This window comes from Burkholderia aenigmatica, from assembly GCF_902499175.1.
GTDB classification, from domain to species: Bacteria; Pseudomonadota; Gammaproteobacteria; order Burkholderiales; family Burkholderiaceae; genus Burkholderia; species Burkholderia aenigmatica.
Genome location: NZ_CABVQC010000014.1, coordinates 132,040 through 143,455, shown reverse-complemented (window position 1 = coordinate 143,455; position 11,416 = coordinate 132,040). Strand labels below are relative to the sequence as shown.

At 62.7% G+C, this 11,416-nt stretch carries 16 protein-coding genes and 1 tRNA gene; 11 read left to right on the top strand and 6 right to left on the bottom strand.

The annotated features are described in order from the left end of the window. On the top strand, window positions 1–151 hold a 151-nt coding region (locus tag BDO18943_RS12985; protein WP_175022587.1), incomplete at its 5' end, for an integrase core domain-containing protein. Between the two features lie 81 nt (window positions 152–232). On the opposite strand, the gene BDO18943_RS12980 is transcribed toward BDO18943_RS12985, so the two are convergent. Continuing rightward, complete coding sequence (locus BDO18943_RS12980) at window positions 233–661, bottom strand: hypothetical protein (protein WP_043182670.1); 429 nt, start codon at window positions 659–661, stop codon at window positions 233–235. A 341-nt stretch (window positions 662–1,002) separates the two neighbouring features. On the opposite strand from BDO18943_RS12980, the gene ssuD reads away from it, so the two are divergent. The 8 genes from ssuD (at window position 1,003) to BDO18943_RS12940 (ending at window position 6,110) form a co-directional block, all read left to right on the top strand. Continuing rightward, on the top strand, window positions 1,003–2,160 hold the full coding sequence (gene ssuD / locus BDO18943_RS12975; RefSeq protein ID WP_043182672.1) for an FMNH2-dependent alkanesulfonate monooxygenase: 1,158 nt from the start codon (window positions 1,003–1,005) through the stop codon (window positions 2,158–2,160). A gap of 17 nt (window positions 2,161–2,177) precedes the next feature. After that, window positions 2,178–2,990, top strand: coding sequence for an aliphatic sulfonate ABC transporter permease SsuC (ssuC, locus tag BDO18943_RS12970; protein WP_175022586.1), 813 nt, complete (start codon window positions 2,178–2,180; stop codon window positions 2,988–2,990). Continuing rightward, a complete protein-coding gene (locus tag BDO18943_RS12965) occupies window positions 2,987–3,946 on the top strand; it encodes an ATP-binding cassette domain-containing protein (RefSeq protein WP_175022585.1) in 960 nt (319 codons plus the stop codon). The genes ssuC and BDO18943_RS12965 overlap by 4 nt, the downstream gene beginning before the upstream one ends. Before the next feature lie 57 nt (window positions 3,947–4,003). Next, window positions 4,004–4,219: a TOBE domain-containing protein gene (locus BDO18943_RS12960; RefSeq protein WP_006476104.1), complete on the top strand. Its 216-nt coding sequence runs from the start codon at window positions 4,004–4,006 to the stop codon at window positions 4,217–4,219. Between the two features lie 142 nt (window positions 4,220–4,361). After that, window positions 4,362–4,559 (top strand): hypothetical protein, encoded by a 198-nt coding sequence (locus tag BDO18943_RS12955; protein WP_089425274.1) that lies wholly within the window; start codon window positions 4,362–4,364, stop codon window positions 4,557–4,559. A gap of 55 nt (window positions 4,560–4,614) precedes the next feature. Then, on the top strand, window positions 4,615–4,860 hold the full coding sequence (locus tag BDO18943_RS12950; RefSeq protein ID WP_043182680.1) for a hypothetical protein: 246 nt from the start codon (window positions 4,615–4,617) through the stop codon (window positions 4,858–4,860). A 130-nt stretch (window positions 4,861–4,990) separates the two neighbouring features. Continuing rightward, window positions 4,991–5,977 carry a tRNA dihydrouridine(20/20a) synthase DusA gene (gene dusA / locus BDO18943_RS12945; protein WP_235995978.1) on the top strand — a complete coding sequence of 329 codons (987 nt, stop codon included), beginning with the start codon at window positions 4,991–4,993 and terminating at the stop codon, window positions 5,975–5,977. 57 nt (window positions 5,978–6,034) lie between these two features. Next, window positions 6,035–6,110: transfer RNA gene (locus BDO18943_RS12940), tRNA-His, on the top strand. Here BDO18943_RS12940 and BDO18943_RS12935 read toward each other — a convergent pair. The 4 genes from BDO18943_RS12935 to BDO18943_RS12920 form a co-directional block, all read right to left on the bottom strand. After that, on the bottom strand, window positions 6,099–6,374 hold the full coding sequence (locus tag BDO18943_RS12935; RefSeq protein ID WP_235995974.1) for a hypothetical protein: 276 nt from the start codon (window positions 6,372–6,374) through the stop codon (window positions 6,099–6,101). The two genes, BDO18943_RS12940 and BDO18943_RS12935, sit on opposite strands and share 12 nt — an antisense overlap. 428 nt (window positions 6,375–6,802) lie before the next feature. Beyond that, window positions 6,803–7,801: a phosphatase PAP2 family protein gene (locus tag BDO18943_RS12930; RefSeq protein ID WP_186248596.1), complete on the bottom strand. Its 999-nt coding sequence runs from the start codon at window positions 7,799–7,801 to the stop codon at window positions 6,803–6,805. A gap of 165 nt (window positions 7,802–7,966) precedes the next feature. After that, complete coding sequence (locus BDO18943_RS12925) at window positions 7,967–8,485, bottom strand: VUT family protein (protein ID WP_051889821.1); 519 nt, start codon at window positions 8,483–8,485, stop codon at window positions 7,967–7,969. 591 nt (window positions 8,486–9,076) lie between these two features. Beyond that, complete coding sequence (locus tag BDO18943_RS12920; RefSeq protein ID WP_089450408.1) at window positions 9,077–9,415, bottom strand: hypothetical protein; 339 nt, start codon at window positions 9,413–9,415, stop codon at window positions 9,077–9,079. A gap of 158 nt (window positions 9,416–9,573) precedes the next feature. Here BDO18943_RS12920 and BDO18943_RS12915 point away from each other — a divergent pair, with 158 nt between their 5' ends. Next, entirely contained in the window at window positions 9,574–10,089 is a 516-nt protein-coding gene (locus tag BDO18943_RS12915) for a GNAT family N-acetyltransferase (RefSeq protein ID WP_175022582.1), read from the top strand. A 75-nt stretch (window positions 10,090–10,164) separates the two neighbouring features. On the opposite strand, the gene BDO18943_RS12910 is transcribed toward BDO18943_RS12915, so the two are convergent. Then, window positions 10,165–10,629 carry a plasmid fertility inhibition factor family protein gene (locus BDO18943_RS12910; RefSeq protein WP_043182697.1) on the bottom strand — a complete coding sequence of 155 codons (465 nt, stop codon included), beginning with the start codon at window positions 10,627–10,629 and terminating at the stop codon, window positions 10,165–10,167. 332 nt (window positions 10,630–10,961) lie between these two features. Between BDO18943_RS12910 and BDO18943_RS12905 the strand changes: the two genes are divergently transcribed. Continuing rightward, window positions 10,962–11,357: a hypothetical protein gene (locus BDO18943_RS12905; RefSeq protein WP_175022581.1), complete on the top strand. Its 396-nt coding sequence runs from the start codon at window positions 10,962–10,964 to the stop codon at window positions 11,355–11,357. The last annotated feature ends 59 nt before the right edge of the window (window positions 11,358–11,416 follow it).

Below are 11,416 nucleotides of genomic sequence, written 5' to 3'. Positions count from 1 at the left end.
CATCCTCAAGGGGGAGTTCCTGCTGCAGCGTCCCGCTGACCTTGAACAGGCTGCCAAGATGGTCGAACAGTCGGTGCGCATCTACAACCACGAGCGGCCACATGCCGCCCTGAAATACAAAACGCCCGATGCGGTGCATCAGGCGTTTTAGCGTCTGGATACTGTCAACCTATTCCAGGACTTGACAAGGTCGACCGGCCCGCGGTCGACGGACGTCGCGCTTGCGCCCGTGTTACTCGTCGCCTGCGTCGTCCGACATGAACGCACGCATGAACACGAGCGCGCCGAAACCCCATACCGCGTTCGCCGCGAAGCCGGCCGCGAGCACGGGCATCATGTTGCCGGACGGCCAGATGCCGCGCAGCGGATCGATCGCGAACACGCGGGCGGCCGTCAGCACGATGCCGCCGAACACCAGTGCGCCGATCCACGATGCCTCGCGTTCCGGCGACACCCGCAGCAGCCACGCCATCGGGACTGCACAGCATGCGCTGATCAGCGCATTCGCGACAAATTCAGGAATGCCGAGCGGCGCGAACGGCTGCGTGGAGAAGCCGGTTGCGGCGATCAGGTCGGCCGTATGAAGGAGTGCGAGCGTGGCCTCGCGGAAGAACAGGGCGGCCAGGAAGCCGGACAGGAATGGCAGGATGACTTTCTGCATCGATGAGTGCACCGCAGGCGCGCACGGCCGGGGCCGTCCGCGCGGAGTTATTCGGATAGGTGCGTCATTATAGGGCCCGCCCGCCGCGATATTCGCTCCAGCGTCGTGCTAATCACGAAAGCGGAAAACCTAAGCTCAAAAAAATCGTTCCAAAGCCCTGCACCGATCCCTAGACTGATTTCCCAGAAACAGCCGTGCAATCGCGTCCTCGCCCGCTGCACGGCCTGACCGGCGAGCCATCCCGATTCGAACGCACACCATGCATGCGCCGCTGATCCGCGACGCGAGCAGGGCGGTGTTTTTTTCAAATTCCGGCAAGGACAGTCAAGCAGGAGCAGCAAATGAATGTGTTCTGGTTTATCCCCACGCACGGCGACAGCCGCTATCTCGGTACGGCCGAAGGTGCGCGCGCCGCGGACTACGATTACTTCAAGCAGGTCGCGGTGGCGGCCGACACGCTCGGCTACGAGGGCGTGCTGTTGCCGACCGGCCGTTCCTGCGAGGATGCGTGGGTCGTTGCGTCGAGCCTCATCCCGGCGACGCAGCGCCTGAAGTTCCTGGTCGCGATCCGTCCCGGCATCGCGTCGCCGGGGCTGTCGGCGAGGATGGCCGCGACGTTCGACCGCTTGTCGGGCGGCCGCCTGCTGATCAACGTCGTGACGGGCGGCGATGCCGCCGAACTCGAAGGCGACGGCCTGTTCGCGGATCACGACACGCGCTACGAAATCACCGACGACTTCCTGAACATCTGGCGCGGGCTGTTGTCCGCGTCGCACGACAACGGCGGGTTCGACTACATCGGCAAGCATCTGCAATCGAAGGGCGGCAAGGCGCTGTATCCGCCCGTGCAGCGTCCGCATCCGCCGCTTTGGTTCGGCGGCTCATCGCCGGCCGCACATGAGATCGCGGCCGATCACATCGACACCTACCTGACCTGGGGCGAGCCGCCCGAGGCCGTCGCGAAGAAGATCGCGGATATTCGCGCCCGTGCGGAGGCGCGCGGCCGCAAGATCAAGTTCGGCATTCGTCTGCACGTGATCGTGCGCGAAACCGAGGACGAAGCGTGGCGCGACGCCGAGCGCCTGATCAGCCGCCTCGACGACGAAACCATCGCGCGTGCGCAGAAGGCGTTCGCGAACATGGATTCGGAAGGCCAGCGCCGGATGGCCGCGCTGCACGGCGGCAAGCGCGGGGGCCGTGAGGCGCTCGAGGTGTATCCGAACCTGTGGGCCGGTGTCGGCCTCGTTCGCGGCGGTGCGGGTACCGCGCTCGTCGGCAATCCGGAACAGGTCGCGGAGCGCATGCGCGAATACGCGGATCTCGGCATCGAGACCTTCATCCTGTCCGGCTATCCGCACCTGGAGGAGTCGTACCGCTTTGCGGAACTCGTGTTCCCGCTGATCAAGGGCAACGGCGAGGCGAAGGCGACCGGCCCGCTGTCGGGCCCGTTCGGCGAGATCGTCGGCAACAGCTATCTGCCGAAAGCGGCCCAGAGCTGAGCGACGGGAGGCCTGCGATGACAACGAAAACGTCGACGACGGGCGCGGCCGTGGTCGCCCGCGCATGGCGCGGCGTCGCACCGTGGCTCGTGCCGCTCGCACTGCTGGCGGTATGGGAAGTCGGCGCGCGCACCGGCTGGCTGTCGACCCGCGTGTTGCCCGAGCCCGTGGCGGTCGTCCGAGCGGCCTGGTCGCTCGTGACGTCGGGTGAAATGTGGGCGAACGTGAAGGTCAGCACCTGGCGCGCGCTGTTCGGTTTCGCGATCGGCGGCGGCGTCGGCCTCGCGCTGGGGCTCGCGACCGGCTTGTCGAAGGCAGCCGAGGTCGCGCTCGATTCGACGATCCAGATGATCCGCAACATCCCGGCGCTCGCGATGATTCCGCTCGTGATCCTGTGGTTCGGCATCGACGAGAAGGCGAAGCTGTTCCTCGTTGCGCTCGGGGTGTTCTTTCCGGTCTACATCAACACGTACCACGGGATCCGCTCGGTCGACGCGAACCTGATCGAGATGGCGAAGAGCTATGGCGTGCGCGGCTTTGCGCTGTACCGCGACGTGATCCTGCCCGGTGCGTTGCCGTCGATTCTCGTCGGCGTGCGCTTCGCGCTCGGGCTGATGTGGGTGATGCTGATCGTCGCGGAAACGATCTCCGCGCAGTCGGGCATCGGCTACATGACGATGAACGCGCGTGAATTCCTGCAAACCGACGTGGTGGTGGTCGGCATCCTGCTGTACGCGGTGCTCGGCAAGCTGGCCGACGTGCTGGCGAAATGGCTCGAGCGCGTGACGCTGCGCTGGCACCCCGCTTACCAATCAGGAGCAAAGGCATGAATGCGACGACTTCGGCGGCCGCCTACGGCCTGCTCGCCGGCGCAGACCTCGAGGCCGAACTGGCGCAGGCGCGCGTCGCGGACGGCGACGCGCGCGATGCGGCAATCCTCGAACGTGACGGCAGCGCCTCCGTCGTTCCGCTTGCACGGCGGCGGGCAGGCGGCCCGGCACCCGACGATGCGGTGACGCTGTCGGGCGTCAGCAAGCGCTTCGGCGCGCGCACGGTGCTCGACAACGTCGAGCTCGGCATCGCGCGCGGCAGCTTCGTCGCGATCGTCGGTCGCAGCGGCTGCGGGAAATCGACGCTGCTGCGTCTCGTCGCGGGACTCGAGCAGCCGAGCAGCGGCGCGCTCGAGACGCGCGGCGAGGGCGGCGGCGAACTCGATACGCGGATCATGTACCAGGATGCGCGCCTGCTGCCGTGGAAGACCGTGCTGCAGAACGTGATGCTGGGCCTTGGGCGCGGCGCGCGCGACCAGGCACGCGCGGTGCTCGATGAAGTCGGCCTGCTGGAACGCGCGAACGACTGGCCCGCGCAACTATCAGGCGGCCAGCGGCAGCGTGTCGCACTGGCCCGCGCGCTCGTGCACCGGCCGCAATTGCTGTTGCTCGACGAGCCGCTCGGCGCGCTCGACGCGCTGACCCGCATCGAGATGCATGCGCTGATCGAGCGGTTGTGGCGCGAACACCGGTTCACGGCGTTGCTCGTCACGCACGACGTGCAGGAGGCCGTCGCGCTCGGCGACCGCATCCTGCTCATCGAGCAGGGGCGGGTGGCGCTGGATCAGCCAGTGCCGCTCGACCGGCCGCGCGCCCGCGCATCGGCCGCGTTTGCGGCGCTGGAGGATCGCGTGCTGAAACGCGTGCTTGCCGGCGGGCCCGGTGCGGCCGGCCAGGACGCGACGCATGAGACGGATAACGTTCGACCGGTCGGGCAGATCCGCTGGGCCGTTTAAATCCGGGCGGCAACGGCCGCCCGTTGTGAGATCTTTTTCTTCGGAGCGATCAACCTGATGAGCATCACTGCAATCAACGTACGTAACCAGTTCAAGGGCAAGGTGAAGGAGATCATCCGCGGATCCGTGGTCTCCGAGGTCGACGTCGAGACGCCGTTCGGCATCGTCACGTCGGTGATCACGACCCGTTCGGTCGACGAACTCGAACTGAAGGTCGGCGCGGAAGTCGTCGCGCTCGTGAAATCGACCGAAGTATCGATCGCGCGCCTCTGAGCCCGCGTGTCCAGCGCCGGTGCGGCGTCACGGGCAAACTGCCCGTTGGCGCTGCCCGGCATTTCCGTAGCGCGTTTGCCTTGGTATTCGACGTCCTGACGAAGTGCTAGGATGGAGCGACAACGATGCCGGAGGCCAACGCATGACCCCCATCCTTTCCCCCGAAGCCATCGAGGCGCTGAAGTGGATCGACCAGTTCGGTGAAAGCCGGCCGGTTCCCGCCGTGTTCGACGACGTCGTCTACGCGTTGCTGAACGAGGGGCTGATCTACCAGGCGGCGGCCGACCGGGTCGACCTGACGGCCGATGGCAAATCCTTTTTATCCGACGAATACGATTGAGCGCACGGCGCCGACCGCGCGGGCGGCCCGGCGCTGCGTCGCCACGGAGCGTGCGATGGAACCGAGAGGCAGCGACCTCGGCGATTTCAGCGAGCCGTACCGCGGCTTCGAGATCGAGGTGAAGACCGAGCAGGTCTGGGACGGCGAGCATGCGCATTACCGCGTGCTGCAAGGCGATGCCGTGCGGATCGACTGGCGGCTCGTCAAGGTCGACGGGATGCTGCTGACCGAACGACGCGTGATCGAGCGTGTGCTCGACGAGGCGCGGCGGGCGGTCGATACGGAGCTGGGCGAAGGGTAGCCTGCGTGCCGGGCAGGCACGGCCCGTCTTGCGGTAAAATGCCGGGTTGTTCCCGCGCCGTCAGGCCTGTTGCCCGAAATCCATGTCCGTACCGTCCTCGCTTCCTCCTCGCCGCGTATCCGTCGCGCCCATGCTCGACTGGACCGACCGCCATTGCCGGTCGTTCCACCGGACGCTGACGCGCGACACGTGGCTGTATACGGAAATGATCACGACGGGCGCGCTGCTGTTCGGCGATGCTCAGCGGCATCTCGCGTTCACGCCGAACGAATCGCCGGTTGCGCTGCAGTTGGGCGGCAGCGAGCGCGACGACCTCGCGCGTGCCGCGAAGCTCGGTGAGCAGTGGGGCTACGACGAAATCAACCTGAATTGCGGCTGCCCGTCCGAGCGCGTGCAGCGCGGCGCGTTCGGCGCGTGCCTGATGAACGAGCCGCAACTCGTGGCCGACTGCGTGAAGGCGATGAGCGATGCGGTGTCGGTGCCGGTCACGGTCAAACACCGGATCGGTGTCGATGCGGTCGAGGACTACGCGTTCGTGCGCGACTTCGTCGGCACGGTGGCCGAGGCTGGCTGCAAAACGTTCGTCGTGCATGCGCGCAATGCGATCCTGAAGGGGCTGTCGCCGAAGGAGAATCGCGAGATCCCGCCGCTCAAGTACGACTATGCGTATCAGTTGAAGCGCGATTTTCCGTCGCTCGAGATCGTCATCAATGGTGGCATCACGACGCTCGACGAGGTTGCGCAGCATCTGGAGCATGTCGACGGCGTGATGCTCGGCCGCGAGGCGTATCACAACCCGTACGTGCTCGCGGAGGTCGATGCGCGCTTCTACGGATCGACCGCGGCGGTGCCGACGCGCGCAGAGGCCGAGGCGAAGCTGATCGAATACTGCGCGGCCGAACTGAAGCGCGGGACTTACCTCGGCGCGATCGTGCGGCATGCGCTCGGACTGTATCGCGGCATGCCCGGCGCACGCGGCTGGCGTCGTGTGCTGTCCGACAACAAGAAGCTCGCACGTGCCGATCTGGCCGTGTTCGACGAGGCGCGCGCGCATCTGAACGAGGCCGAAGAAATTTTTGAAAAAAAAGCTTTGCAAGATTCAAAAGTGTTCGTATAATCTTGTTCTTCGCTGCTGAAACACAAAAGCAGCGAAGAACAAAAAGTAGTAACAGTGGTGGCTGTAGCTCAGTTGGTAGAGTCCAGGATTGTGATTCCTGTCGTCGTGGGTTCGAGTCCCATCAGCCACCCCAAAGAATTCCAAGCGGTATCAAGTTGTTAAAAACGGCACTGTCCAAAAAGACAGTGCCGTTTTTGTTTTGGAATTCCACAAAATGGACTTCACAGCGCTTTACGATTTTGTTTCGGTCATACACGCGTGCGGTTGTTGCTGGATTCGCGTGAAGGTCGGGCAGTGCGCCGCGCTTGTCCTTGTGCTGTGTCGCGTAATATGCGCGCATGTCATGGACCGTGGACCGGCCGGCAAATACCTTTTCCTCGATTGCCTCGTTCAGCAACTTCCCCTAGAACAACTTTTTGACGCCGTCGCGCATGTAGCGCGTGCCAGACGTCGTCATGATTTCGATCTGCTCGATTACCTCGCTGCGCCTCTTCCACGCTTCACTTTAATGTGACCGGCCTGGCGGCCGACCTGCGGCCACGACAGGTCACTTCGGTTACGGCGCGATGAATGCGGCGTGAATCTGGTCGGTCACTGCGTGCAACATGCTATTCACGACGTCGCCGACGGCGATCCAGAAAAGGACGCGAGCAGCTTGCTTGATGGCCGTCTCCTGCTGCTCGAAATTGCGTGGATGTCCGATAGTTCAGATAGTTCTAACGCACAGTCGAGCAGTTTCTAAAACGTGAAACCAAAAAAATTGCCCGTTCGAGGCGAGCAACACTGAAAGTAGTCCGGGAGCGGCCGGACGTGGCGGCCACTGACTTATTGGCGCTTGTCGGTAGAGAGGGGGTGGGCGGCGATCGGCAGATCGCGATCGGGCAGCGGGGAATCGGCGGTTGCCCGCAAGTAGCCCGGCAGGAAAGCGCGCGTCACGTATATCGTGGCGACGCCGAGGAAGATTCCGGCGACGACGTCCGCTAGATAGTGGCCACCTTCCGTGGGCGTCGACAGGATCATCGCGATGTTCAGGACGCAAGCGGCAGGAAAAACCCGCCGGACATGCCGGAGACTCCATGCGAAACAGATTGCTAGCGCCGCATGGTACGACGGCATCGATACGAGCCCCTGCGCGTTCTCAAGGACGATCTGCCGTAGTTCGCCGGACCGAAGCAAGATGAAATCTGAAACCGTGTCGGCTGTCCCGGGCGCGTGAATTCCGAAGTGCAGGTACGCGCTGCTGGCCGGGTAGAGCCAGCCAATCAATACCACAATGAGCCCCGAGATCGTGGCGTTCAGGACCAGCTCCGAGTAATCCTGCGATTTTCTGACAACAGCCAATATAAACGGGATTGTCGCAAGCTGAATTAATCCGGTTTCATACGCCACGTGCAATATGGTTTTTATGGTGGGATGTGCGCCGACCCACTTATAGAGTACCTCCCACTCGAAACCGAATTGTGAATCGAACCGTAGCAACGCCGTGTCGACCAGCGGGCGCCCAGCGCTTACGGTCAGGTATTGCAGTACCAGAGCGGCGTCGGTGAACGCACAGAAGGCACCGATCCACCACAGCACGATGGCGATTTCACGATAGAAGATGGTCCGCGATTCAGATCGATTACGGAATGCCCGCGAGACCATCCACAGTAGAGTGCCAAGCAACATGGCTAGCACTATTCCGACGCCCTTTTTTGCGATAGTAGAAATAGGCACGAATATTCCGGCTGCTGGGAGCCAGAATAAATCGATCAATACGAGTATGCCGTTGATGGCCCATAGGGCTGCATATGGTCGGCTCCGCGTTTTGTCGTGGTTTGTCATTATCTTGTCGATCGAGCAATACGTCATCGCCCGTACATGGACGGCAGGTGCGTGGCGATCGAACACGGCGCTACCGCGATCTTTTCTCTGCAGTGGGTGCAGTCGATCGAGGCAACATCGCAGTCGTTCGATGGCTTTAACCCGTGGCCAAACGCCGACCCGTCCTCACCGATCCACCACATTGCTCGCGATCCCCGCTTGCACCGTTCGAGCGTTTCGAAAAACCAACCACGACCACAAAGCACCACCAGCCACCTTCGCGACGAACTGCAATGCGGCGATCGTCGGGAACACCGTCCCGAACGCAATCAGCGGAAAGATGATGGAGTCGACAGCCGCCCCCGCGACATTCGCGCCATTTGCACGCGCCAGTATCGGGAAGCGACGTGCGAGTTGAAACACGATCGCGCTCGCCACGGCTGCCGAACCGAACGCCACCAGAGACGCGAGGGCGATTTCCTTGGCGGCGGGATTGAGCGCGTAACTGACGACGCCGGCGGCTGCGATCAACGCAAACATCCGTGACCAAAGCGCGCGGCCGCGCCAGTCCAGATGGAGCCGGTCTCGAATCGCGAGATCGAGTCCGATCAGAAGGAACGCGATGATCGGGGTAGCAGCCGGTCCGAAATGAGCGACCATCAGGTTAGCGACAGCGACCGCTGCGATATAGATCAGGACGTACATGATTCCCCTGTGATAAAGAGTGCGCGATGCGTCGATTCGGAGCCGAAGTTTGCCATACATGGCCAATGAAACGGACGGGCGCTCCGCTACGCGCAAGCCGGGTCGAACGGCGAACGATTGACGGAAAGCAGGGTTGAGCGCAACAGGATATCGTCACTGTGTAGCAGGTTTTCATCAAACCATCTTTGCCGCGAGATCGTATGGCCGTATCCGGTTGACGTGATGTTGTGCAGTTTCCTTTCCCGATTAAGGTTCTCGCTTCCCGTGCCGTTATCTTCCCTGGACAGCCCTCGTGCCTCGAATGCTGATCCGTTTTCTTGCCTGCTCGCGTTCCGCGTGAGCAGGCTTTTTTCGTTTATGGCCGCCCTTTGTCGCCTGAATGGCCGAATGAGACAGGGACTTGGCGTGAACCGACAATGCGCAACAGTCTTACATTGGTGTAATGTATCGACTTCCTCGTGCCCTCATGCTTTGCAGGGCCGTTCGATCCCGACAACCCATGAAGGTGTCGGGATTTTTTTTTGCCTGCATTCCGTTGCGCTGGCAACGAGTTGCAGCGACGCCCGGCAGGCAGGCGCTGACGCGATCGCGTCAGACATGAAGGAGGCGAACGCCCACGAACGTCACGAGCCAGTGTGTGGCGACGGCGCATGCAAGGTACGCGACGATCACGTGCGGCGGGCGACGTCTTGAAAACAGATAGGCTCCGAGCACCGCGAACAGGATAGGCGGTCCGAACAGATACGCGAACAGGTCGACGGTGGCGTGGATCGTTGCTGCGCACGCATCTACGCCGCCACCGCAGGAACCGGCCGGCGGTATGCACAATCGATCAAACGCGATACACAGGCGGCTGTCGATCGTGGCCCACGCGATCACGCTGATGACGCCCGCGATCGCAAATCCGATCGTTCCCAACACACGTCGCATTGTTTGAATTCCCCAAGGTTTGTGTACCCGTGGTTCCGGGTCGGGCCGACAAGTATGGTTCGAGCGCGGCGACGTCGATTTTTGCATGCGTGCAACGCGCGGTATATTTTGCGGCGAGACGTCCCGATCAAGACAACCAGCGGAAGGAGTGACCACCGATGCCGGAAACCCGGGCCACGCTGCGCGCCGCGACAGCGCAAGACGCCAACCACATCGCTCGCCTGCACACGCTGAGCTGGCAAACCGCGTACAGCCACATCCTGCCGGTGGCCTACCTGTCCGACGAGGCGCCGACGGAACACGCGATCCGGTGGCGGCAATATCTCGATCGCAATGAAAAAGAGTGGGGCCTCGTGCTGATCGCCGAGGTGGACGGCGAGCCCGTGGGCATCGTCAGTGCCGAGCGTCCCGTCGATCCGGCGCTTGGCGTGCTGCTCGATTGCCTGCACGTCCATCCTTCTCATCACGGAAGCGGCACGGGCAAGCGCATGATCGAAGCCGTTCGGGCGTGGGCGCGCGGGCTCGGCGTGGACAGGGTCCACCTGAAGGTGCTGGAGGGCAACGAACGGGCGATCGGTTTCTATGAACACAACGGCTGGCAACTGGCGGGTATCGAAACGAGCCGCATCGGCCAGACGGAGGTCACCGACCGGATCTACGCGATACAGGCGTAGCGGCCTGGCGACATTCGAGCGAACGGTCGCATGACGTTCGGCCATCGCCGGGCGAAGGCCAAACGCACTCCAGCGCTACTCGCTGCAGTACCGCACGAGCAAATCGGCTTCCGTCTCATGCACCTCGACGGGCAGGGTCGTTGCGCCCGCATAGGCGAGATAGCGCGCGCGATGCTGGCCGTTGCGGAACGACGCCACGCCGACTTTCGACAGGCCGGGGATGCCGAGCAGCGTGCGCGTTCTCGTCTCGCGAAACGTGATGTACGGCATGTCGGGAATCCTGTCCTGGTCCGGATCGAGGAATTCGCGAATGCCCGCGGCCTTTCCGGGGGCCCAGTACAGCACTGACGGCAACACGTAGTCCGTCGTGTCTCGGTCGGCGCATGTCAGCAGTTTCTTCAGGTCGATCGTCACGACCCGGTGTCGCGTATCGTCGGACGAGAATACCCGCTTGAGGTGCGTATAGGCATAGGGGGCGTGCCCGGGAAGCTGGATAATCCAGACTTCTACGCCATTCTGTTGTGCGTGGGCGAGTGCCATTGCCATTACTTCCTCTGGTGCTGCAAGCGGTCGTCTTTGTTGAAGTTTAGCAGCGCGATTGCGGCGGGAAAGCAGGGCAATACCCGCAACCGGAAAGCGGAGCGATTCGCAGCAGAACCTGAACCGCGAATGAAAGCGCGGAGAGGAAGGGTGGAAAAATCGAATGCGGTCTTGTGTCGGCGATCGATATCGACAGGTCACGGGAATGTCGCGATACTGCCAGCGGGAATGGCGCACCGCGCGAATTTCACTCGGGATTCGCGCGGCGTCGCGAAACCCGGCATGCACGAATCATCATAGGAACAGAGAGGGCAGATTGACCGGAGAAAACCATGCCGTCGAAACTTGAGATCGAGTATCTCGATTACTGTTTCACCGCGACGCTCGAAATCAGGGAGTCCGGTCGGACAGGCGTTGTCGATTGGCGTCTCGAATCCGCTTCGCGAAGCAAGACGCTTGCGTGGATCGTGTTCGACCGCTTTCTCGAGCGGCATGATTTCGCCGATGAAGAAGAGGCGCGTGCCAATATCGTCGACTGGCTGGAGCGGCTGGCCGATCCGAGATCCGGCGCGTCGGTCGAAATAGCGAAGGCGAACGCGGTTGCTGTCGGCGCGGTGGCGACGGGCGCATCGACCGAGTCGACTGCCGAAATCGTCGGCGAAACCGTCATTGATGTCGCCAGCGATCTCGACTGGATCGAGATGGTTGCGGAATGGCTTTTCAGCTGACTGTCACGACGACGAAACCCGGTTGTCATGATGCAAGTTCCTGGGTTCGCGAAACCCGG

Bases quoted from the DNA above. Each gene is read 5' to 3' on its own strand.
- ssuC (WP_175022586.1), top strand. From the start codon at position 2,178: ATGACAACGAAAACGTCGACGACGGGCGCGGCCGTGGTCGCCCGCGCA.
- BDO18943_RS12950 (WP_043182680.1), top strand. From the start codon at position 4,615: ATGGAACCGAGAGGCAGCGACCTCGGCGATTTCAGCGAGCCGTACCGC.
- BDO18943_RS12905 (WP_175022581.1), top strand. From the start codon at position 10,962: ATGCCGTCGAAACTTGAGATCGAGTATCTCGATTACTGTTTCACCGCG.
- BDO18943_RS12955 (WP_089425274.1), top strand. From the start codon at position 4,362: ATGACCCCCATCCTTTCCCCCGAAGCCATCGAGGCGCTGAAGTGGATC.
- dusA (WP_235995978.1), top strand. From the start codon at position 4,991: ATGCTCGACTGGACCGACCGCCATTGCCGGTCGTTCCACCGGACGCTG.
- BDO18943_RS12915 (WP_175022582.1), top strand. From the start codon at position 9,574: ATGCCGGAAACCCGGGCCACGCTGCGCGCCGCGACAGCGCAAGACGCC.
- BDO18943_RS12930 (WP_186248596.1), bottom strand. From the start codon at position 7,801: ATGACAAACCACGACAAAACGCGGAGCCGACCATATGCAGCCCTATGG.
- BDO18943_RS12910 (WP_043182697.1), bottom strand. From the start codon at position 10,629: ATGGCACTCGCCCACGCACAACAGAATGGCGTAGAAGTCTGGATTATC.
- BDO18943_RS12960 (WP_006476104.1), top strand. From the start codon at position 4,004: ATGAGCATCACTGCAATCAACGTACGTAACCAGTTCAAGGGCAAGGTG.
- BDO18943_RS12920 (WP_089450408.1), bottom strand. From the start codon at position 9,415: ATGCGACGTGTGTTGGGAACGATCGGATTTGCGATCGCGGGCGTCATC.
- BDO18943_RS12980 (WP_043182670.1), bottom strand. From the start codon at position 661: ATGCAGAAAGTCATCCTGCCATTCCTGTCCGGCTTCCTGGCCGCCCTG.
- ssuD (WP_043182672.1), top strand. From the start codon at position 1,003: ATGAATGTGTTCTGGTTTATCCCCACGCACGGCGACAGCCGCTATCTC.
- BDO18943_RS12925 (WP_051889821.1), bottom strand. From the start codon at position 8,485: ATGTACGTCCTGATCTATATCGCAGCGGTCGCTGTCGCTAACCTGATG.
- BDO18943_RS12965 (WP_175022585.1), top strand. From the start codon at position 2,987: ATGAATGCGACGACTTCGGCGGCCGCCTACGGCCTGCTCGCCGGCGCA.